Raw genomic sequence first — 20,849 nt, 5'->3', positions numbered from 1 at the left:
GTACGGTCTTGATCACAGTTATGGCCACACTTGCCCTTGCCGCCTGCTCCGAGCAACCCGCCGGGCCGTCGCCGGTGGGGACGGAGGCGCCCGTCATCGTGCCGGGGAGCCCGGGGGCGCCGGGCCGTACGGCGACGCCGGGGGAGCGGGTCGGGCAGACGCCGGCGGCGACGGTGGCCTCGGACGTGCGCTTCGCCGAGGCCATGATCCCGCATCACCGCCAGGCCCTGGAGATGACCTCGCTGGTGAACGACCGCACGACCACGGCTTCGATCCGCTCGTTCGCCCGCCAGATCACCGCCGCCCAGACCCCGGAGATCAAGGCCATGACGGGGTGGCTGGCCGAGCTCGGCCGCTCCGCCCCTGCCGCCCACGAGCACGCGCGGGCGGCGGCGTACGGCATGGCGACGGAGGAGGAGCTGAACGCGCTGCGCGCGGCCAAGGGGACGGTCTTCGACCGCATGTTCCTGCAGTTGATGACCAGGCACCACGAGGGCGCGGTGAAGATGGCGGGGGAGGAACTGGCGAGCGGCCGGGACCGGCGCATGCGGCTGATGGCGAAAGACGTGTACTCGGGTCAGAGCATCGAGATCGCCCGCATGCGAAAAGTCCTGGAGACGCTGCCCGCCTAGACCGCTAGGACGGCCAGAGCATGTTGGTCAGCTCGGCGTCCAGGTCCATGTAGTCGGTTTCCCGTCCCGCCGGGACCTTCTCGTACGTGCGGTGGAGGAACTCGGTGAGCGGCGCCAGCGGCACTTCGAAGAGCGCCTGCCCGAACGGGGACGTGAGACTGATATGGAGCGTTCGCTCGCCGTCGGCACGCGCGGGCCACACCTGCACGTCGCCGTCGCCGACACGCCTGACGATCCCCACGGTCAGCAACTCGCGGGCAAAGATCCACTCGACCGGTTCGTCGTTCCCTACGTGGAAGGCCATGCGGATGGCATACGGATCGTCGGCTGTGTAACTCAGTCCGGCGAGCAGGGGGACGGTAGTTCGGTCGGGGACCACAAGCCGAAGGCCAAGCTCGGCGGAGACGGTGGTGCTGTGCATCGTCAGCCAAACCTTTTCGTCGTAGGTCCCCTCTACGGGGCTTTCACTGCTCTGACGGACTTCGTCCTGAGCTATGACGCGGAACGAAGAAACCTGTAGGAAAGATTCCGCTCCAAGGGCCTTCTGTAACGCACATCACAGCTGGACATTTAGGCATCTACCAGGCTAAACGGCATCAATCGGGTCGTATTTACAAGGGTTTTGCGTCTTGTGGAGCCTGCCCCGGCGCGCCGACCATGAACGTTTCTCGCCAAAAGATCGCGACCGATGCCAACCGGAACACGACGATGGTATGCCACCGACGCGCCGTGCCGATGGGCAACCGCCGCGTTTCACCCGAATCCCTCCCCATCGCCTTCGCCGCCGCCCCCGGAGCCCCGCCCGAACCCGCCCTCCAGCCGCCACCCGGCCGCTTCGCTTCGCCAGCAGGTGCCAGAGTGCGGTATGGTTTTCCCCGTCGGCACCGCGAGGAGCCGGCAGGGCGGGCGATTAGCTCAGCGGGAGAGCGCTTCGTTCACACCGAAGAGGTCACTGGTTCGATCCCAGTATCGCCCACCGAGGTCAAGGGCCACATCCCAACACGGGGAGTGGCCCTTTTGATCTTCCAAGTGACTAACTGAGTGACTGTCCTGCTCCGTTGTCGTTACCTGAGAAGATCCGATCCATGACGGTCGCGCCATCCTGGATGACGGGCTTGAACCGATGACGGTAGACCTTCTCGGCGACCGCCGACCCTCCGGCGTGCCCGATCAGCCGGGCGATGTTCTCGACCGGCACACCGTCTGCTGACAGCAGCGAGACGAAGCTGTGCCACATCTCCCGGGGCGTCCGATCAGCGCCGACCAGACCGGCTCGGGTGATCTCCGCCGGACGTTGCCCGCGCTCACCTTGGTGCCGTTCCGGGTGGCGAACACCAGACGGGTCTGGCTGTCCTGGCTGGACACGGTCCCGCGAGCGCTCAGGTGGTCCCAGAGCGCGGCTGGAGCGTGAACACTGCGCCGGGGGGAGGTGGAGCGTACGGTGCGACTTAGGGGTCTTGGTGTCCCCGCTACCGCGGACCGACCGCCAGACGTACACGGCGACGCCCAGCGCCACGGTCTCGCTTGTTCGGCGGTACAGCCACACCGCGTGCAGCGGGGTCGCCCAAGACGGGCGTCCCCGTGTCCCTTCGCCGGGTTCGGCCGTCGTGTTCGCGTCGCACCAGGACCGGTGCTGTTCAGGTGACCCCGATCCGTCCCGGACAGCTGAGCGACCGGGGTGGCGGGCGCGTAGCCCCGTGACGAAGCCGCCGCAGCGGTCAGCGGAGGTAGGAGGCGCCGTTGAGGTCGAGTACGGCGCCGCTGGCCCATTCGGCGGCCGGGGAGGCCAGGTAGACGACGGCCGCCGCGATCTCATCAGGCCGCGCCACTCGCCCGAACGGGCTCTGTGCCCGGATCTCGTCCCCGCGAGGGGCCTTGAGGTGCTCGTTCGTCATGTCCGTCTCCACGAACCCGGGCGCCACCCCGGCCACCGCGATCCCGCGCGGGGCAAGGGCGATGGCCAGCGACTGGCCCAGCGCGTTCAGCCCGGCCTTGCTCGCCCCGTACGCCGGGCTGTTCGGCTCGCCGCGGAAGGCGCCGCGCGAGGAGACGTTGATCACGCGGCCGCCGGCGGGCATGTGCTGGACGGCGCACCAGGTCGCGTTGGCCGGGCCGATCAGGTTGGTGTCGAGCGTGCGCTGCCAGGCCGTTCGCCACTCGTCGTAGGACGTCTCGGTGAGGGGGTGGTGGAGGAAGACGCCGGCGTTGTTCACCAGGACGTCGATCCCGCCCAGCTCCTGCGCGGCCGCGTCCACCATCCGCCGCACCGCCTCGGGATCGGCCAGGTCGGCCTGCACGATGACGTGGCCCTGACCGGGCAGCTCCTCGATAAGGCTCTGAGCCTCCTTCGCCGAGTCCCGGTGGTGGATCGCCACCCGATCGCCCTGCGCGGCGAACGCCGCCGCGATCGCCCGCCCTATGCCCCTCGACGCACCTGTGACAAGAACTCCACGCCCGCTCATTCGCCGTACGCTAGCAGGGCAGCCTTTGACCGCGACGCGCAGAGGCACCCTTCGGATTCGCGCACCGAGGCGGCGGATGATCAGTGCAGCCGCCGCTCCAGCAGCAGTGCCCCGCGGCCGGCCAGGAGCGAGGCGCACCATTTGTGCAGGTCCGCCGGCTTGGGCCCGCTCATCGATTCCTCCTCCAGCAGGTCGGCCCAGTCCAGTAGCGACTCCGCCAGCATGAGCGGCACGCCGCGCCGCTCGTGCACCTCGGCCGCGGCCTCGAAGTGCTCCGCGGCGCGCTGCGGCGAGCCCATCGCCACACACAGGTGCGCCAGGTAGTGGTGACCGCAGTGGTGGGCCACCGTGCTGTGGCCGAACGTCTCACCGTCCGAGGCCAGCGAGTCGTACAGCTGCCCCGCCAGCTCCACCCGCCCCAGGCGGGAGGCGGCCACGGCGAGGTTGTCGAGGGCGGACCGGTGGGCCATGTTGCGGGGCGGCGTCGCGCCCCCGAAGGCGAGGATGCGCTCCAGCAGGGGAGCGGCCTGCTCGTCGTCCATCTCGCACAGGTAGCGCAGCACCGCGTGCACCGGGTCCACGCGCGGCGCCTGGGCGGCGCGGCGGAGCCGGTCGCGCAGCTCCCACAGCCGGCCCTGGAGCCGCCGGATCTCGGCGATCTGCTCCGAGAAGATCGCCACGGCCTCCAGGCGGCGGCCGATCTCCGAGCCCAGCCGCAGGGCCGACACCGCCTCCGACTCGGCCTGGGCCAGGTCGCCCTGCATCAGCGTCAGGCCGGCCTTGGAGTAGCCGATCAGCCAGTTGAGGTGTGGCTGGGCCAGCCGGCGCGCCAGCTCGTCGGCCTTGTCGAGCAGCGTCGCGGCCCTGGCCACGTCGCCGCCGTCGAGCACGGGGGGAGTGCGCTGCACGTACGCGTGGAAGAGCGCCAGGTCGTCCCCCGTGCGGCGGGCTGCCTCCAGCATCTCGTCGCCGTCGCGGTGGCGCTGGTGCAGCGGGTCGGCGGGGATGATCGTGAGGCTGCGCAGTCCGAGCACGCCGGCGAGCGTACGCGGATCGCCCGACTTGCGGGCAAGGGCCACCGCCTCGTCGCTCAGCGCGAAGCGCCGCTCGCCGTCGGGCGCCCAGATGAGCTCCGAGGCGAGCTTGGCCGCCAGGAGCGCCCTGGTGCTCAGGTCGGTGGAGTCGACCAGCTTGCGCGCCTCGGTGAGCAACGCGATGCGCTGCTGGTCGGGCGCCGCCGAGATGGTGGAGAAGCCGCGGTCGCCGCCGAGCGCCGCCATGACGATCAGGTCGTTGCGCTCGCACTGCCTGGCCAGGTCGGCCGCCTGCGCCAGGGTCTGCCTGGCGTCCGGGTCGCCGGCCAGCCACATCGCCCTGCCGCACTCCATCAGCAGCTCCGCGCGCCGCTCCAGCGTGGTGGCGGGGAAGGCCGGCAGCAGGTCGAGCACCCGCTGGTACCAGGTGACCGCCTCGCGGTGGGCCAGCCCGGCCAGCGCGTGCTGGGCCGCGCGCACGCCCGCCTCGGCCGCGGCGCTGACGCGGGCCGGGTCGCGGCCGTGCCCGGCGGCGGCCAGGAGGTGGGTGGCCACGACGTACGGCCGGGTCTCCATGGCGTGCGGATCCGTCTGGCACAGCGCGTCGGCCACCCGCCCGTGCAGCAGCCCGGCCCGCGGCGCCGAGAGCTTGGAGTAGAGGGCGTTCCTGGTCAGCTCGTGGGAGAACTGGCAGGACCCGCCGTCCGACATGGTCACCAGGCCTGCGCCCATGGCCTCCTCCACCGCGGCCACGAACCTGGCCTCGTCGAGGCCGAGCCCGAGCCGCAGCTCCGCCGAGTCCATGCGCTCGCCGACGGCCAGCAGGTTTACCAGGTCTCTGGCGTCCGGGTGGAGCTGCGCCAGCCGGGCCATGACCATCCGGGTCACCGAGTCGGGAACGGCCAGCGCGTCGAGGTCCTTGCCCGCGGCCAGCTCTCTGACCACCTCGCTGATGAGGAACGCGTTGCCGCCGGTGATCCGGTGCAGCAGCTCGGAGTCGCCCCCGCCGCGCACCTCCGCCAGCGCGTGGGAGACCTCGTCCAGCCCGAAGGAGGGGACCTCGATCAGGTGGCCGTCGGCGGTCAGCTTGTGCAGCTCCGGCATGGCGGACTCGACCGGTAGGGGCCGCGAGGTGGCCAGGACCAGCAGCGGCAGGGCCTCGGCGTCCCACATGAGGGCGTTCAGCATCTGCAGCGACTCCAGCGTCGCCCACTGCAGGTCGTCGATCACCAGCAGCACCGGCCGCACGGTGGCCAGGCGCTCGATCAGCGTGCGGGCCGCGGCCATCAGGTGGTAGCGCTCGGACACGGGCTCGGTGGCGGGCGGCACCTCCAGCGACAGCGGGGGAGCGGCCAGCGAGGGCGCGAGGCGGACGAGCTGGCCGCACTGCTGGTCGACCCCGGCCCGCAGCAGCAGCGCGGGCGAGGTGCGGGCCAGCCGCTCGACCGCGCCGGCGATCGGTTCGTACGCCTGCCGCGCCGGATCCGTGCACCGCCCCGCCAGCACCGTGAACTGCCGCTTGAGCGCCCGCCTGGCCACCTCCGAAGCCAGCCGGGTCTTGCCGACCCCCGAGTCGCCCTGGAGGATCACCAGCCCGCTGCCGAACTCGGCCGCCGCCAGCTCCCCGTCGAGCGCCCGCAGCTGCTCGTCCCTGCCGACGAACGGCAGCACATGGCCGTCGTCCAGCCACGGGGCCAGCCCGCCGGCCTGGTGGTGGTCCGCGCTCTGCCAATGCAGCTCGTAGGTGTGCATCGGCTCGCGCAGCCCCTTGCCGGGCAGCCGCCCCAGATCCTTGAACTCGTGCCGGCTCCGCCCCTGCGCCAGCCGCCGTACGAGATCGGTGCAGAGCACCTGGCCGCCCTCGGCGATGGCGACCAGGCGGGCCGCCTCGACGGTCGGCAGCCCGCTGACGTCGTCGTGGCCCCAGGCCACGTCGCCCGCGGCGAGCGCGGCCCTGATGGAGATCTTCTCCATGGCCCGCTCGTTCTCGTCGGCCACCGCCTGCTCCACCGCGATGACGGCGTCGAGCCCGGCCGTGGCCGAGTCGAAGACGGCCATCAGCCCATCGCCCAGGCTCTTGGTGAAGGTGGCGCCGTTGGCGGTCACCACGGAGCGGAGCAGCTGGTAGAGGCGGCGGAAGACGACGTTGGCGCGTTCCTCGCCGAGCCTGATCCGCATGGCGGTGGAGCTGACCACGTCGGTGAAGAGGATCGTCGCCGTGGTCAGCGCGCCTGGCGCGTGGGGAGCGGTCACCTGTGCGGCCCTCCCCGGACAGGGGCTCGCAGGGTCTTGCGTACGGTGCGGCGGATCGCGCGCGTCTTCACCGCCGGGCGGGACTGCCGGATGCGCCACGCGGCGGCCAGCTCCTCGGGGATCCGGAACGCCGCCTGCCCGTCGGAGTGGCGGTCGATCAGGGCGACCACGATCTGCCGCCCGGCCCGGCGCACCAGCCAGCGAACCACGCCGTCGACCGGCCCGGCCAGCTTCGAGTGCCGGTTCGCCGCACGCGCCACCGTGAACAGCCCCGTGAACCACCAGGCGGGCTTGGGCACGCCCAGGAGCTCCGGCACCCGGTCGGCGCCGTACTCGGCATCGCGGAAGACCCAGTGCACCAGGCTGCGCGGCAGCTTGCGCCACCCCAGGTGCATGAACCCCTCCATCTCCTCCAGCAGCCTGGCCATCAGCCGGCGGCCCTCGTCGCTGGACTCGTACAGGCGGCCCAGGCGCTCGCTGACCGGCTCCACGTCGTCGAGCGTGAGCGGCCGGTCGCGGCAGGCCTCCACGCCCATGAGATGGCCGAACACACTCCACGTGTAGAGGTGGGCCGCGCGCTGCTCCTCGGAGAGCGTCACGCCCATGCTCTCCAGAGCCTCCCACGTCACCACGGAGAAGTCGAAGATGGTGGCCAGCAGGAGCTCCTGGTTGACCGGCGGGCCGAAGCGCGCGGTGTCCCAGTGGTCAGCGAAGCGCTCGTTCACCAGCGCGCGCACGAACGAGTGCAGGATCCGCAGCCCGATCGCCGTGGTGTGGCCGGGACGGCCGGGCTCCAGGCTGTTGACGGCCTTCAGCCCCATCACGTCGACCAGCATCTGCCCGGTCTCGGCCACCCGGCGGGTGAGGCCGTGCGTGGCCAGTCTCGAGACGCCGGCCAGCACCTTGGCGCTGGACACCTCCACGTACGCCATCGGCAGGCACTTGCAGAACAGCGCGGCCGACTGGTAGAGCCCGTAGTCGGCGAACACGGCCTGCCCTTTGGCCAGCAGCTCGCGGTCGTCGCCCCATTCGGGCAGGTCCGCGGCGAAGTCGATGGCCGCGAAGATCTCGGAGGCGGGCGGCTCGCCCGAGGGCGCCCTGGCCTCCCGCTTGGCCGCCGCCAGCTCCTGGACCACCGCCTTCACCAGCTCGAGCGGCCCTGTCCCGGCGGGCTGGTCGTCCAGATAGCCGGCCACCACCTTGTCGATGTCCGAGTCGGCCTGCTGCCTCAGCTGCCGGAATCTCTCCTCCGGCCAGCGCTCTTGATCGTTCATCTACCCCGTACTCCAGATCTCGGTCAGAGGCCACCCCGTTTCCGCAGGGCGGCGACATCCAGCAGCGTGATCGTGCGGCCTTTGACGGCGATGAGGTTCCTCGAGACGAGGGACTGCAGCGCCCGGTTGACCGCCGGCCGCGACGCGCCGATCAGCGCGGCGAGGTCGGACTGCGTCAGCCCGGGCAGATCCACCACACCGTCGGACTGGCCGTGCTTGTCGGCCAGCTGCAGCAGCAGCTTGGCCAGCCGCCCGCCCAGGTCGAGGAAGGCCAGGTCGGCCGCCTGGTCGGTGAGCCTGCGCACCATGTGGCCGAGCATGCGCAGGAACTCGTCGGCCAGCCCCGGATGCTCCCGCATGAGCTCCAGCAGCCGCGCCCTGGGCAGCGCGAACAACCACGCGGGGCGCACGGTCACGATCGACGCCGAGCGCGGCGAGCCGTCCAGCAGCGCCATCTCGCCGAAGGTGTCGCCGCGGCCGAGCATGTTGAGCACGATCTCGTCGCCGTGCTCGGTCGTGAACACCACCTTCACCAGGCCGTCCAGCAGCACGTAGAGGGACTCTCCCGGGTCGCCCTGGTGGATGATGATCTGCCCGGGCCGGTATCGCCTGGACAGCCCGGCCCGCGCCGTGCTCTCGATGCCGCTTTCTCCGAGTACGCGGAACAGCGGGATCTCCGCCAGCACGGAGGCGACCGGCTGGACATCGCGTGAAAACCCGCTCATGCAAGAACTTTAGGCCGCATCCCGCCCACGGGCAGCCGGCGACAAGCGATCTCCCAGGTGTGATGCGGAACACATCGGGACTGTCACGCGCGAGACAGCCCCAGGCGATCACTCGGCGCACCGTTGGTGTGCCGGCCGGTAATGGCGACCCCCCGAGTACCCGGCCCGGCAGGGAGATCGACATGCACGTGGACACCATCGAGCGCTCCGACACGGCAGCCCTGGTCTCGGCCGCGCAGGACGGCGACGCCGAGGCGTGGGAGCGGCTGGTCGAAGAGTTCAGCCCCATGCTCAAGGCACGCATCCGCCGGTTCAGGCTCAGCCACGAGGACGCCCAGGACGTGCTCCAGACGACCTGGCTGCTGGCCTGGCAGAACCTCAGGAGCGTGGAGGACGGACAGCGCATGGCGGGCTGGCTGGCCACGATCGCCTTCCGGGAGTGCCTCAAGCTCAGCAAGCGGACGAAGGAGATCTGCACCCCCGACCTCGACACGCTGGGCAGCACGGATGACGTGGACAGGGAGCTGGCCAGGATCTGGCTGGCCGGCACGCTGGCGGAGCTGGTCGAGGAGCTGCCGGCGGCGCAACGGGTCCTGTTCAGGGCGCTCACGGAAACCTCCGAGCCGCACTATGTGGACGTGGCACGCAGGCTGGGCAGGCCGGTCGGGAGCATCGGGCCCACCCGAGCCCGCTGTTTCGCGAAGCTACGCGGCCTCCTTCAGGCCCGCGAGATCACCCGCGACTTCCTGGACTGACTCACTTCGCGGACGGGTCAAGCTGGATCGCCTCCAGGAACGGCTCGAAGTCGAAGTGCGCCATCTCGTACGCGTCCGGGTCGGACTCGGCCGGATACCGGTAGAGCCTGCGGCCACCGCGGGCGAGCATGCCGCTGACTGCCTCGGGGACCAGCCCGCGCCGCATCTCCTCGGCGAGGCCGTCGGCGACGTCCTTGGCGAAGGGCACGTCGTAGAGTGCGCCGACGTGCTGGTAGACGCGGAAATAGCTGACGATGAAGCGCATGCGGTCGGGGTAGGACACCCAGTCGGCCACCCCGGCGGTGGACGCCTCCTGGTCCTCGGTGATGAACTCCTCGGCCAGCTTGCGTACCTTCTCGTTCTGGATCGGCGCCCAGACCTTCGCCATGTCCACACCCGCCGGCGGCGTGAGCGGCCTGCCGACCTTGACGTCGCTGAGCGGCGTCTTCACGGCGAACAGGTGGCGGGTGTAGAGCGAGGACCACTTGTCCTCCAGCCAGCGCGTCAGCCACGGCTGGTCCTCGTGCCGCGCGGCGTACAGGCGGAATCTGGGGAAGCGCCGCCGGGTCACCAGCGAGCGCAGCGACCGCCACGACACCCGCGTCAGCCACCTGACCGGCCGGTAGAGCACCAGCTCCAGCGCCTTCTGCGCGCGTGCCTGCTCGTAGGCGGACAGCGCGATGCTGGCGCCGAACATCAGCTCGGCCCGGGCCTCGGGGTCGGTGACCTGCCCGGCCTCGACCAGGAGCTGCGCGGCGTCCCTCAGGTAGCGGTCGTCGGCCTCGCCCAGCAGGTCGGTCAGGAACTCCGGCGGGGTCGGCGTCAGCCGCGACTCCGGGCTCACCCTGAGGTAGCGGTCGGGCGAATCGTTCCAGAGGTTGACGGCGAGGCTGGCCGTCTCCAGGAAGATGGCCCGGTTGGCCAGCGCCAGCCCGAGCTGGTAGCTGGGGCCGAGCAGGGTGAGCAGCACCGCCCTGAACACCCGCCTGAAGCGCTGGGGCACCCGCATCCTGCGACTGAAGTCCATGATGAACGGCGAGTCGGGGCCAAGGTCGAGGCTCTCGCCGACGGCCTTGGAGGTCCAGGTGGCGTAGCAGTACCAGTTGTTCGCGTCCTTGCCCAGGTGCCGGGCGAGGTCCCCGGCGACGCGGTGGTAGCTGAAGGCGATGACCATCGCCTCGAGCGCCGGACTCCGGTCCTGGTACGCGGCGATGCGCAGGACGTCGTCCGCGGTCATCGGAGTGTCGGACATGGGGTCTCCCGTTGGTTCGCCTCGAGGAGATAAGAGCGTCTCCAGCGGCGTCAGATACGTCCGGCGGCCCGTCTTTCCCCCGTGGCCGCCAGCCAGGAGCGTAGGGCGCGCGACTTGCGACGGGCTTGCAGGACGCCGAGCGGCCGATGGCGCCGCCCCGGGCGGGCCGCCCGGGGCGGCGCGCCTCATTCCTTGACCACGATCTTGCTGAGCACCACGAATCCGCCGAGCGCCCCCGCGGTGCCGGCGGCCGTCGTGGTGGTGAGGTTGATCACCAGGTCATAGGTGCCGGGGGCGAGCTGGCCGCGCATGGGGACGGAGGCGGTATATCGGCCCGAGCCAGGGGTGAAGGTCAGCTCCACAGGGGGCGAGGTGCGTCTCGAGTCGCCGCCTCCCGCCAGGTCGGCGATGATCTCCAAATTCCAGCGGCCCGCGAGCCAGTCGACGAGCTCGCCGGTGACCTCCCAGCTCACGTCCACGGTCCAACCCTCGTTACTGCGTACGACGTTCGTGGGCTGAGCTCCGGGATCGACAACCTGGCTGTGGAGAACACCGGCTAACTGCTCGGCCGGAACTTTCATCACCTGGAATTCTCCGGTAGCCATTCGATCTCCTTTTCCGGTGGGAACGTCGTCCCCGTGTGAAGGAGCAGAGTGGCGACGGAGGCGGCGAAATACGCGTCCGTGTTGTCAATAAATGACGGTTATTGGTCAGACACCGCCGATCATGATCAGGTCGCTCGGCCCCGCGGTGACGACGCTCTCGCCGTTCAAGGACACGCGGGCGGCGACCGCGGACGACAGGTACTCGTTGACGCCCTTCACCAGCAGGTCACCCAGGCGGCCGCCGGCCAGCCGCAGCACGGCCGCGCCGCCGTCCGCCGCGACGAGCTCGACGGTCCCGTACGGCGTCCGCACGCCGATCGGGCCCGTGTTGCCGGTCTGGACGAGCACGACGAGGTAGTGGACGTCCCGCTCGGGATGGCTGCGCAGGAACGCGTCGGCGGCGCCGTACAGCACGAGGCCGTCGCCGAGATCCGGGGCGGCCGACGGGGTGAACAGGGCGCACGGCGCGAGGTTCTCGTCCTGCGTGGGCACGGGCCCGTCCACCAGCACCCGGCCGCCGCCGTCGGCGTAGCCGGCGAGCAGCCGCTGCACGCCCCGGTGCATGAAGGGCCCGCCCGGCACGGTGACGGAGCGGTACGCGGCCAGCTCCTCGGCGGTCGTGTGCTCCAGGTCGACCAGCGCGTAGTCCAGGCCGCGCTCGCGCATCCGCTCATGGAAGGCCCGCAGCGCCCGCCCGCACCCGGGCCCGCCGGAGCCCGACAGCGCCGCGATCCCGGCGTACGGCAGGTAGAGGCCGAACGCGTCCCGCGCAGTCCCCGCGCACTCCAGGAACTCCGCCCCGTGCGCGGCGAAGAAGCCCGCCAGCGCCCGCACCACCGGCGCCTTGCCGGTGGCCGTGCCGCCGGCGTCGATCGGCGCGCAGTCCGGGTACGGCCCGTCGTGCGCCGCGTCGAGGTCCGCAGCCCAGCCCGAGGTGGACACGCCGGTGTAGACGTTGAACCCGGTCGCGCCCGCCGCCATGGCCAGCAGCGACTGGTGGAAGCTGGTCGCCCCGTCGATGTAGGCCGGGTCGTAGAGCCGGGAGAAGCCCCAGTTCTCCTCCATGTTCGGCCCGGGGGCGCGCTTGGCGGCGATCACGTAACGGGCCTGGGCGTCGCGGTCGGCGGAGACGACGCCCATCCAGTTGGTGAAGCCGTACGAGATGCCTCCCCACAGCTCCGGCCTGACCCTGGCCAGCCAGTCGTCCAGCTCGGGCACGGTCGGCGGGTTCAGGTTGACGACGACGGGCAGGTCGGAGCCGACTGCCTGGGCCCAGACGCGGTAGACCTCGGCCATGTACTCGGCGTGGAAGCGGCCCCAGTCGGCCTGGGCGAGCATCCCGCCCGCCCTGGGCGGCGGCTCGATCTCGGTCCAGTCCCGGTGAGCCGTCTTGTGCGCCGCGTTGTACGCCTCCGGCGTCCCGTACCAGGAGCGCAGCAGATCGCGGTAGAACGCCAGCCCGGACGGGCTGTAGTCGTAGGCGGTCAGCGGCCGCGCCCCGCTGGTGTAGATGCCCTCGTTCGCGATCTGCAGGGCGACGACCGGGCCCTCTGGGGCCAGCATGGGGGCCAGCACCTCCTTGCCCACGGCCGACAGCCACTGCGTGGTCTTCGTCAGGAACGCGGCGCCCAGCGGCGCGGGCAGCGGCCGGGAGACCGTTCCGTCCCACCAGCGCGACGGCTTCCCCCCGGAGTCGAGCAGCGGCTCGATCGAGGGGTCCGCGTCCGGGCAGACCCAGTCGGGCAGCCCGCCGTAGCCCACCTCGGCGTGGATGAACGGGCCCGGCTTGGCGATGACCCGCAGCCCCAGCTCGGCGCAGAGCGCCAGGAAGCCGGCGACGTCCCTGGCCGGATGGGTGGCACCGGTGAAGTCGGGCGCCAGGCCCGGCTCCGGCTGGTGGTGCCGCCAGGGCAGGTAGCAGGTGATCACGTCGATGCCGAGCTCGTCCCGTACGGCCCGCAGCCGGTCGGCCCAGACGGCCGGATCGTCGCGGTAGTAGGGGTAGTCGGCGGTCACGAGCGCCTGCCCGTCGATGAGCACGTTCGGTCTCCTCAAGCTTTCAATCCGGTGAACGCGATGCCCTGCAGGATGCGGCGCTGGAACACGATCAGCACCGCGATGACCGGCAGGACGGCGAGCGTGGCGCCCGCCATGATGTAGTACGCCCGCCCGCCGTCGGGGCTGGCGACGAGTTGCTGCAGCGCGAGCGGCAGCGTGTAGAGCTCGGGGTCGTTGGTGACGACCAGCGGCCACACGAGGTCGTTCCAGTGGAACAGGAAGCTGGTGATCGTGACGACCGCCAGCACCGGCTTCGACAGCGGCAGCACGATCCGCCAGAAGATCTGCATGCGGCCCGCGCCGTCGATGAGCGCGGCCTCCTCCAGTTCGGCCGGGATCGACAGGAAGAACTGCCGCAGCAGGAAGATGTCCAGCACGGAGGCGATGTTCGGGACGATGAGCCCCCACCCGGAGTCGAACATGCCGAGCGCCTGCGTGACGTGGATGCGCGGCACCAGCAGCGTGATCGCGGGCACCATCATGCCGCCCAGCATGATCACGAACAGTTTGTCGCGGCCGGGGAACGGGATCCGCGCGAACGCGTACGCGGCCAGCGCGTCCACCAGCAGCTTGGCCGGCACCAGGATGGCGCAGACCCACACGCTGTTGACGAACGCGTTCCCGAGCCCGCCGACGTCCAGCACGTAGTCGTAGTTGTCCAGCGTCGCCGCCCACTCGCCGGTCTTCTTGTCCAGCGGCAGCAGGCTCGGCACCTTGTTGTAGATGTCCTGTCCGTGCTTGACCGAGGTGGCCAGCATCCACAGGAACGGCACCACCGACACGGCCGCCAGCAGCACCAGCGCCACGTAGATGGGGACCTTTCTCATGCCGCCTCCTGCTTGACGAATCTGAACTGCAGAGCGGTCACGATCATGATGAAGACGAGCAGGATGAACGACATCGCGCAGGCCGCTCCCATCGCGTCGTAGCGGAACGCGAAAAGGTAGAGGTGCAGCACGTACGTCAGGCCCGACTGCTCGGGGCCGCCGGTGACGCTGCGCCCGTTCCCCGAGAAGATCACATACACCAGGCCGAAGACCTGCAGCGCCGCGATCACGCCCGTCACCAGCAGGTAGAAGGTCGTGGGCCGCAGCATGGGGAAGGTGACCCGCCAGAACCGCTGCCAGGGGCCGGCCCCGTCGATGATCGCGGCCTCCGTGATCGCGCCCGGGATGCCCTTGAGCCCCGCCAGATAGATGATCATCGAGATGCCGCACTGCCAGGCCGCGATGAACGCCAGCGCGGGGATGACCAGCTCGGGGGTGTTGAGCCAGTTCTGCCCAGGGATGCCGAACAGGCCGAGCACGGAGTTGATCAGGCCGTACTGCGGGTCGTAGAGCCAGCGCCAGATCGCGCCGACCGCCGCCTCGGCCGTGACGACCGGCAGGAACAGCAGCAGCCTGAACATGTTGGAGCCGCGCTTGATCGCGTTCAGCAGCAGCGCCTGCACCAGCGCCGAGATCATGGTCAGCGGGACGGCGATCAGCGTGTACTGCAGCGTGACCTGGACCGACCGCCAGAAGTGCGGGAACTTGACGTCGTCGAAGAGCAGGTCCGCGTAGTTGGCCAGGCCCACCCAGTTGGCGTCGGAGCGCAGGTTCCAGTCGGTGAAGCTGTAGTACAGGGCGGAAAGGGCCGGATAGAGCAGAAATATCAGGAAATAGGCGAGCGCCGGGGCGACCAGCAACCAGCCGATGAGCCGGTCGCGGCGGCGTGCTGAGGGCCGCCGCCGCGACCTGGTCGCCACCTGCGCTTCCGCCAGTGCGGGAGCGGTCACGTCAGCCGTTCCAGCCGAGCAGGGAGCGCGTCTTGGCCGCCGCGTCCGTCAGCGCCTGCTGGGCCGTGACCTTGCCGGTCAGCGCCGACTCGATCGCCGGGGCGATGATCTCGTCGTTGACCTGGATCCACTGCGGCACGGCCGGTCGCGCGTGCGCCACCTTGAGCTGCTCGAGGAACGCCGCCTGCTCGGGACCGCCGGCGACCACCTGCGCCTTGAGGTTGACGGGGAAGCCGCCGAACGCGTCGGCCACCGCGCCGTTGTTGGTCTCGTTCGCCAGGAACGCCAGCCACTTCCACGCCAGATCGGCGTTCTTGCTGGAGGAGAAGACGACGGAGTCCTCGCCGCCGATGTTGCCGGCCGGCTCGGTCTTGTACGGCAGCGGCGCCACGCCGAAGTCGAGGTCGGGGAACTGCTCGTGGATCGTCGGCACGTCCCACGGGCCGGAGATCGTCATGGCGGCCAGGCCGTTCTCGAACGGCTTGTCCGAGTCGGTGATCTGGCGCGGCGAGGACTTCAGCAGGTCCACCCAGAGCTGCAGCGCCTCCACCGCGGGCGGCTGGTCGAACAGCACCTTCTTGCCCGCGTCGTCGACCATCTGGCCGCCCGCCCCGTGCACGATGCCGGGGAACATCCAGGCGCCGTACCCGTCGCCCTTGGGGACGTTCATGCCGGCCACCTTGGCGTCGGCGGCGTGCACCCGCTCGGCGGCCTGCTTCAGCTCGTCCCAGGTCTTGGGCGGCGCCGGGACGAGCTTCTTGTTGTAGAAGAGCGCGACCGTGGTCTGGTCCTGCGGGAGGCCGTAGAGCTTGCCGCCCGCGCGGTTGGTGTCGAGGGCGCCCTTGTAGAAGGCGGCCTCGTCGACCAGGCCGGCGGGCACCTCCTTGATCGTGCCGTCCAGGGCGTACTTGGAGACGAGGGGCTGGTCGAGGATGCCTGCGTCCGGCGCGCTCTTGCTGGCCACGGCGCTGCCGAGCTTGGTGTTGTAGTCGTCCTTGGGGATCTTGACGATCTTCACCGTGACGCCGGCGTTGGCCTTCTCGAAGTCCTTTCGGACCTTCTCGATGACCTGCCCGGCCTGCGGGGTGCGGTCCTGGTACATCCAGAACGTCAGCGTCTTCTCGCCGGAGTCGCCGCCACCGCCGCCGCAGGCGGCCAGCCCGGCCGCGAGCACCGCCGCCAAGGCGCCACGCACAAGTACTCGGCTCATAGTCGTCTCCTCGTTGGGGGGATGGCCAGACCATAATCTAAGTATCGAAAAAAGTCAGGGATGGCCCGGAAACGCTTCGGTAACACCCAGTTCATGGCGATTTCGGGTTGTGAACTAACATGGCGGGGCATCCGGGGAGAGGGCGGGGACGAGAATGGGCACGTCAGAGCGCAGGACCGTACGGGATCTCCGCAGGGGCAACCGGGCGATGCTCCTGCGCGCGCTCTACTTCGGCGGCCCTGCCAGCCGCAACGAGCTGTCGGCCGCGACCGGGCTGAGCGCGGCCACGGTCAGCACCATGACCGGCGACCTGCTCTCCGAGAACGTCATCGTCGAGGCCGGCCAGGTCGACTCCGACGGGGGCAGGCCCCGCGTGCTGCTCAAGGTCAACCCCGTCTACGGGTACGCCGTCGGCGTCGACGTGGGGGAGACCCAGGTCAGCGTCGAGCTGTTCGACCTGGACATGACCAAGCGCGCCAGGGCCCACTACGCGGTCCGCTCGGCCAAGCACGACCCCGAGCTGGTCGCCCGGCACATCCTGGCCGGCGTCGACGCCGTGATCGCCGAGGGCGGCGTGCCCGCCGATCGGGTGCTCGGCGTGGGAGTGGGCGTCCCCGGCATCGTCGAGCCGGGACCGGACGCGCTGGTGCGGGCCAAGACGTTCGGCTGGGAGGCGGTGCCCCTGGGAGCGCTGCTGCGGGCCGGGACGTCGCTGCCGCTGTTCGTGGACAACGGCGCCAAGACCATGGGGCAGGCCGAGCTCTGGTTCGGGTCCGGCAAGGGCACCCGCGACGCGATCATCGTGCTCATGGGCTCGGGCGTCGGCGGCACGATCGTGACCGACGGCCACATCTACCGGGGCGCGGGCAAGGCCGCCGGAGAGGTGGGCCACCTGAAGCTCGTCGCCGGCGGGCGGGCCTGCCGGTGCGGGGCGCGCGGTTGCCTGGAGGCGTACCTGGGGGCCGAGGCGATACTCGAGCGCGCGGGCGTCGAGGCCGACTCCGCCGACGAGGAGTCCGCGCTGGCCCGGCTGCTCGACCAGGGCTCCCCGGTCATCGCCGAGAGCGTCGAGCTGCTGGGCGTGGGCCTGTCGAGCCTGGTGCACCTGTTCAACCCCGAGCGCATCGTCATCGGCGGCTGGGCGGGGCTCATGCTGGGTGGCCGGCTGCTGGCCGAGATCAGGGCGGCCACCGCCGACAACACGCAGGCGCAGCCGTTCGAGCCTTCGACGGTCGTGCTCGGCCGCCTCGGCGCCGACGCCGTGGCGCTCGGCGCGGCGACGCTGGTGATCGAGCCGTTCTTCGTGGACGCCGCCTTTCACCGGCCCGTCAGCACTATTGCCTAGGAGTTAAATCAAGCATTGACATAAGTTCCGGCCGCAGGCACGCTCTGCTCGATAGAGCGCTCTCTCACCACCCCCCAGTTTGTGAGGAGGAGCTGTGCACCCCCGCCGAAGTACCGCCCTCATCTGTGCCCTCATCGCCGGTCTGATCCTGCCGGCCCTGGTCGCGGCCCCCGCGCTGGCAGCCGACCCGCTCCTGTCGCAGGGCAGGCCCGTGACCGCCTCCTCGACCGAGAACGCGGGCACGCCCGCCTCGGCCGCCGTGGACGGCAACGCCGGAACACGCTGGTCCAGCGCCTTCAGCGACCCGCAATGGCTCCAGGTGGACCTGGGCGCCACCGCCGACGTCACCAGCGTCGTCCTGCAATGGGAGGCCGCCTACGCCAGGGCCTTCCACATCCAGGTCTCGGACAACGCCTCCACCTGGACCGACATCTACTCGACCACGACCGGCGCGGGCGGCACGCAGACGCTGAACGTGTCCGGCCACGGCCGGTACGTCCGCATGTACGGCACCACCCGCGCCACCCAGTACGGCTACTCGTTGTGGGAGTTCCAGATCTACGGCACCACCGGCTCGACCCCGCCCGGCGGCGGCGACCTCGGCCCCAACGTGCACGTCTTCGACCCGTCCATGCCGTCGGCGAGCATCCAGTCCACGCTCGACTCGGTCTTCGGCCAGATGGAGTCGAACCAGTTCGGCCTCCAGCGCCACGCCTTCCTGTTCAAGCCGGGCAGCTACAACGTCAACGCCAACATCGGCTTCTACACCTCCATCGCCGGCCTCGGCCGCAACCCCGACGACGTGACCATCAACGGCCAGGTCCGGGTGGACGCCGGCTGGTTCGGCGGCAACGCCACCCAGAACTTCTGGCGCTCGGCCGAGAACCTGTCCATCACGCCCCCGGGCGGCACCAACCAGTGGGCGGTCTCGCAGGCGGCGCCGTTCCGGCGGATCCACGTCAGGGGCAACCTCAACCTGGCGCCCACCGGGTACGGCTGGGCCAGCGGCGGCTACATCGCCGACAGCAAGATCGACGGGACCGTGCAGCCGTACTCGCAGCAGCAGTGGTTCACCCGCGACAGCACCATCGGCGGCTGGCTCAACGGGGTCTGGAACATGGTCTTCTCCGGCGTCGCCGGCGCGCCGGCGCAGTCCTTCCCCGACCCGCCGTACACGACGCTCGACACCAGCCCGGTGACCAGGGAGAAGCCGTACCTGTACGTGGACGGCTCCGGGAACTACCAGGTGTTCGTCCCGGCCCTGCGGCAGAACTCGCGCGGCGCGAACTGGCCGGGCACCGGCACCTCGATCCCGCTCACCCAGTTCTACGTCGCCAAGCCCTCCGACACCGCGGCCACGATCAACGCCGCGCTCGCCTCCGGCCTGCACCTGCTGTTCACGCCCGGGATCTACCACGTCAACCAGACCATCAACGTGAACAGGGCCGGCACGGTCGTGCTGGGCCTCGGCTACGCCACGATCATCCCCGACAACGGCGTCGTGCCCATGCGGGTGGCCGACGTGGACGGGGTCAAGGTCGCCGGGCTGCTGTTCGACGCCGGCGGCGTCAACTCGCCCATCCTCATGGAGGTCGGCCCGGCCGGCTCGACCGCCTCGCACGCCGCCAACCCCATCTCGATCCAGGACGTGTTCTTCCGCATCGGCGGCGCCCACGCAGGCAAGGCCACCACCAGCCTGGTCGTCAACAGCGACAACACGATCATCGACCACATCTGGGCCTGGCGCGGCGACCACGGCACCGGGATCGGCTGGACCGTCAACACGGCCGACACCGGCCTGATCGTCAACGGCGACGACGTCACCGCCTACGGGCTGTTCGTCGAGCACTACCAGAAGTACCAGGTCATCTGGAACGGGCAGCGCGGCCGGACCATCTTCTTCCAGAACGAGATGCCGTACGACCCGCCCAACCAGGCCGCCTGGATGAACGGCTCCACCCGCGGCTACGCGTCCTACAAGGTCGCCGACTCCGTCACCTCGCACGAGGCGTGGGGGCTGGGGGCGTACTGCTACTTCAACGTCGACTCGAGCATCGTGGCCGAGCGCGGCTTCGAGGCGCCGGTCAACTCGGGCGTGCGCTTCCACGATCTGCTCACCGTCTCCCTCGGGGGCAACGGGACGATCGCGCACGTGGTCAACAACACGGGAGGTCCCGCGCAGGGCACGGACACGATCCCGGTGAAGATCGTCACCTATCCCTGACGCGCACCATGCCGGGGCCGAGCGCGGCGACCCCGCCGACGCCCAGCAGCTGAAGGGTGCGTACGAGCTCGGTGTGCAGCAGGTCGAGCACCCGCCGCACGCCGGGCTCGCCGCCGGCCATCAGCCCGTACAGGTAGGCCCGGCCGATGAAGCAGGCCCTGGCGCCCAGCGCGACCGCGGCGGCCACGTCGGCGCCGCTCCGCACGCCTCCGTCCAGGAAGACCTCCGTGCGGTCGCCCACGGCGGCCACCACGTGGGGCAGCAGCTCCAGCGGCGTGGGGGAGCGGTCGAGCTGCCGCCCGCCGTGGTTGGACACGACGATGCCGTCCACCCCCACCGCCGCCAGCTCCTTGGCGTCGTCCACCCGCTGCACCCCTTTGACCAGCAGCGGCCCCTGCCACGCCGACCTGATCCACTCCAGGTCGGCGATGGTCACCGAGGGGTCGAACATCATGTTCGTGATCCCCGCCAGATCGTCCGGCGCTCCATCTACCGTGGCGAACCTGAGCGGCTCGCTGGTGAGGAAGTCGAACCACCACGCCGGATGCCGCGCCGCCTGCAGCACGCTGCGCCAGCGCAGGGAGGGCGGGACCGTCAGCCCGTGCCGCACGTCGCGCAGCCGCGCCCCGGCGACCGGCACGTCCACCGTCACCACGAGCACGTCCATGCCCGCCTCCCGCGCCAGGGCCAGCGAATCCAGGGTGCGGGCCCGGTCGCGGACCACGTACAGCTGGAACCAGTTCCACCCGCCGGGCGCCGCGGCGGCCACGGCGGCGGCGGTCGTGGTGCCCATGGTGGACAGCGTGTACGGCACGCCCGCCCGCTCGGCCGCCCTTGCCACGGCCCGCTCGCCCTCGCGGTGCATCATCCTGGTGAACCCGGTGGGCCCCAGCACGACCGGCATCGCGATCCGCCTGCCCAGGATCTCGACGGAGGTCGGGGCCTCGGCGACGTCGCGCAGGACCCGCGGGCTGAACTCCACCCGTTCGAACGCCTCCACCGCCCTGGCCATCGACCGCTCGCCCTCGGCCGCGCCGTCCACGTAGTCGAACACCATGTGCGGAGCACGTTTCCTGGCGAGCAGCCTGAGGTCCGCGACGTCGGCGGCGTCGGCCACCCGCTGCGCCCGCGAGAGCCGGGGCCAGGTGGGCATGACCGCACGCAGCTCCCGCCACCGGGGCAGGCGCCTGGGCTCCCGCTGACTCTCGTCGATAGTCAGGACGCTACCAAAGGTACGGTTATG

The 20,849-nt window shown here is 70.6% G+C and carries 17 protein-coding genes and 1 tRNA gene; 5 read left to right on the top strand and 13 right to left on the bottom strand.

Annotated elements, in window-relative coordinates; genetic code table 11:
- Window positions 1-20 precede the first annotated feature (20 nt).
- A complete protein-coding gene (locus ACQPWU_RS36800; RefSeq protein ID WP_433429994.1) occupies window positions 21-632 on the top strand; it encodes a DUF305 domain-containing protein in 612 nt (203 codons plus the stop codon).
- 4 nt (window positions 633-636) lie between these two features.
- Here ACQPWU_RS36800 and ACQPWU_RS36795 read toward each other — a convergent pair whose 3' ends face one another.
- Window positions 637-1,053 carry an SsgA family sporulation/cell division regulator gene (locus tag ACQPWU_RS36795; protein WP_185077163.1) on the bottom strand — a complete coding sequence of 139 codons (417 nt, stop codon included), beginning with the start codon at window positions 1,051-1,053 and terminating at the stop codon, window positions 637-639.
- Between the two features lie 483 nt (window positions 1,054-1,536).
- On the opposite strand from ACQPWU_RS36795, the gene ACQPWU_RS36790 reads away from it, so the two are divergent.
- Window positions 1,537-1,608, top strand: a tRNA-Val gene (locus ACQPWU_RS36790).
- Between the two features lie 57 nt (window positions 1,609-1,665).
- Here the strand turns inward: ACQPWU_RS36790 and ACQPWU_RS36785 are convergent.
- The 5 genes from ACQPWU_RS36785 to ACQPWU_RS36765 all read right to left on the bottom strand — a co-directional run bounded on the left by ACQPWU_RS36785 (window position 1,666) and on the right by ACQPWU_RS36765 (window position 8,380).
- A complete protein-coding gene (locus ACQPWU_RS36785; RefSeq protein ID WP_433429992.1) occupies window positions 1,666-1,869 on the bottom strand; it encodes a tyrosine-type recombinase/integrase in 204 nt (67 codons plus the stop codon).
- A gap of 481 nt (window positions 1,870-2,350) precedes the next feature.
- A complete protein-coding gene (locus tag ACQPWU_RS36780) occupies window positions 2,351-3,094 on the bottom strand; it encodes an SDR family NAD(P)-dependent oxidoreductase (protein WP_433429990.1) in 744 nt (247 codons plus the stop codon).
- An 80-nt stretch (window positions 3,095-3,174) separates the two neighbouring features.
- Entirely contained in the window at window positions 3,175-6,381 is a 3,207-nt protein-coding gene (locus tag ACQPWU_RS36775) for an ATP-binding protein (protein WP_433429989.1), read from the bottom strand.
- Complete coding sequence (locus tag ACQPWU_RS36770; RefSeq protein WP_433429987.1) at window positions 6,378-7,655, bottom strand: oxygenase MpaB family protein; 1,278 nt, start codon at window positions 7,653-7,655, stop codon at window positions 6,378-6,380. Before ACQPWU_RS36770 ends, ACQPWU_RS36775 begins: the two co-directional genes overlap by 4 nt.
- A gap of 23 nt (window positions 7,656-7,678) precedes the next feature.
- Entirely contained in the window at window positions 7,679-8,380 is a 702-nt protein-coding gene (locus ACQPWU_RS36765) for a Crp/Fnr family transcriptional regulator (RefSeq protein WP_433429986.1), read from the bottom strand.
- Window positions 8,381-8,562: 182 nt separating this feature from the next.
- Between ACQPWU_RS36765 and ACQPWU_RS36760 the strand changes: the two genes are divergently transcribed.
- Entirely contained in the window at window positions 8,563-9,135 is a 573-nt protein-coding gene (locus ACQPWU_RS36760) for an RNA polymerase sigma factor (protein ID WP_433429984.1), read from the top strand.
- A gap of 1 nt (window position 9,136) precedes the next feature.
- On the opposite strand, the gene ACQPWU_RS36755 is transcribed toward ACQPWU_RS36760, so the two are convergent.
- The 6 genes from ACQPWU_RS36755 to ACQPWU_RS36730 form a co-directional block, all read right to left on the bottom strand.
- Complete coding sequence (locus ACQPWU_RS36755; protein ID WP_433429983.1) at window positions 9,137-10,387, bottom strand: hypothetical protein; 1,251 nt, start codon at window positions 10,385-10,387, stop codon at window positions 9,137-9,139.
- Window positions 10,388-10,572: 185 nt separating this feature from the next.
- Entirely contained in the window at window positions 10,573-10,992 is a 420-nt protein-coding gene (locus ACQPWU_RS36750; protein WP_433429981.1) for a hypothetical protein, read from the bottom strand.
- Window positions 10,993-11,097: 105 nt separating this feature from the next.
- The gene (locus ACQPWU_RS36745; protein ID WP_433429980.1) at window positions 11,098-13,032 is read right to left on the bottom strand and encodes a beta-galactosidase; all 1,935 of its coding nucleotides are present in this window, start codon (window positions 13,030-13,032) and stop codon (window positions 11,098-11,100) included.
- Window positions 13,033-13,043: 11 nt separating this feature from the next.
- A complete protein-coding gene (locus tag ACQPWU_RS36740) occupies window positions 13,044-13,877 on the bottom strand; it encodes a carbohydrate ABC transporter permease (RefSeq protein WP_433429978.1) in 834 nt (277 codons plus the stop codon).
- Entirely contained in the window at window positions 13,874-14,827 is a 954-nt protein-coding gene (locus ACQPWU_RS36735; protein WP_360700862.1) for a carbohydrate ABC transporter permease, read from the bottom strand. Before ACQPWU_RS36735 ends, ACQPWU_RS36740 begins: the two co-directional genes overlap by 4 nt.
- Window position 14,828: 1 nt before the next feature.
- Window positions 14,829-16,037 carry an ABC transporter substrate-binding protein gene (locus ACQPWU_RS36730; protein ID WP_433429977.1) on the bottom strand — a complete coding sequence of 403 codons (1,209 nt, stop codon included), beginning with the start codon at window positions 16,035-16,037 and terminating at the stop codon, window positions 14,829-14,831.
- 154 nt (window positions 16,038-16,191) lie between these two features.
- On the opposite strand from ACQPWU_RS36730, the gene ACQPWU_RS36725 reads away from it, so the two are divergent.
- Complete coding sequence (locus ACQPWU_RS36725) at window positions 16,192-17,382, top strand: ROK family protein (protein ID WP_433429975.1); 1,191 nt, start codon at window positions 16,192-16,194, stop codon at window positions 17,380-17,382.
- Window positions 17,383-17,476: 94 nt separating this feature from the next.
- The gene (locus ACQPWU_RS36720) at window positions 17,477-19,606 is read left to right on the top strand and encodes a discoidin domain-containing protein (RefSeq protein WP_433429973.1); all 2,130 of its coding nucleotides are present in this window, start codon (window positions 17,477-17,479) and stop codon (window positions 19,604-19,606) included.
- Here the strand turns inward: ACQPWU_RS36720 and ACQPWU_RS36715 are convergent.
- A complete protein-coding gene (locus ACQPWU_RS36715) occupies window positions 19,593-20,759 on the bottom strand; it encodes an alpha-hydroxy acid oxidase (RefSeq protein WP_433429972.1) in 1,167 nt (388 codons plus the stop codon). The two genes, ACQPWU_RS36720 and ACQPWU_RS36715, sit on opposite strands and share 14 nt — an antisense overlap.
- Window positions 20,760-20,849: the final 90 nt, after the last annotated feature.

The sequence above is a fragment of the Nonomuraea sp. CA-141351 genome (assembly GCF_050944675.1).
GTDB lineage: Bacteria > Actinomycetota > Actinomycetes > Streptosporangiales > Streptosporangiaceae > Nonomuraea.
Note: the sequence above shows the minus strand (reverse complement) of the source record. Positions and strands in the feature narration are given on the sequence as shown.

What these genes read in the sequence shown, in the direction of transcription:
- ACQPWU_RS36800 (WP_433429994.1), top strand. Translation starts at nt 21, where the DNA reads ATGGCCACACTTGCCCTTGCCGCCTGCTCCGAGCAACCCGCCGGGCCG.
- ACQPWU_RS36795 (WP_185077163.1), bottom strand. Translation starts at nt 1,053, where the DNA reads ATGCACAGCACCACCGTCTCCGCCGAGCTTGGCCTTCGGCTTGTGGTC.
- ACQPWU_RS36785 (WP_433429992.1), bottom strand. Translation starts at nt 1,869, where the DNA reads ATGTGGCACAGCTTCGTCTCGCTGCTGTCAGCAGACGGTGTGCCGGTC.
- ACQPWU_RS36780 (WP_433429990.1), bottom strand. Translation starts at nt 3,094, where the DNA reads ATGAGCGGGCGTGGAGTTCTTGTCACAGGTGCGTCGAGGGGCATAGGG.
- ACQPWU_RS36770 (WP_433429987.1), bottom strand. Translation starts at nt 7,655, where the DNA reads ATGAACGATCAAGAGCGCTGGCCGGAGGAGAGATTCCGGCAGCTGAGG.
- ACQPWU_RS36765 (WP_433429986.1), bottom strand. Translation starts at nt 8,380, where the DNA reads ATGAGCGGGTTTTCACGCGATGTCCAGCCGGTCGCCTCCGTGCTGGCG.
- ACQPWU_RS36760 (WP_433429984.1), top strand. Translation starts at nt 8,563, where the DNA reads ATGCACGTGGACACCATCGAGCGCTCCGACACGGCAGCCCTGGTCTCG.
- ACQPWU_RS36755 (WP_433429983.1), bottom strand. Translation starts at nt 10,387, where the DNA reads ATGTCCGACACTCCGATGACCGCGGACGACGTCCTGCGCATCGCCGCG.
- ACQPWU_RS36750 (WP_433429981.1), bottom strand. Translation starts at nt 10,992, where the DNA reads ATGGCTACCGGAGAATTCCAGGTGATGAAAGTTCCGGCCGAGCAGTTA.
- ACQPWU_RS36740 (WP_433429978.1), bottom strand. Translation starts at nt 13,877, where the DNA reads ATGAGAAAGGTCCCCATCTACGTGGCGCTGGTGCTGCTGGCGGCCGTG.
- ACQPWU_RS36730 (WP_433429977.1), bottom strand. Translation starts at nt 16,037, where the DNA reads ATGAGCCGAGTACTTGTGCGTGGCGCCTTGGCGGCGGTGCTCGCGGCC.
- ACQPWU_RS36725 (WP_433429975.1), top strand. Translation starts at nt 16,192, where the DNA reads ATGGGCACGTCAGAGCGCAGGACCGTACGGGATCTCCGCAGGGGCAAC.
- ACQPWU_RS36715 (WP_433429972.1), bottom strand. Translation starts at nt 20,759, where the DNA reads ATGCCCACCTGGCCCCGGCTCTCGCGGGCGCAGCGGGTGGCCGACGCC.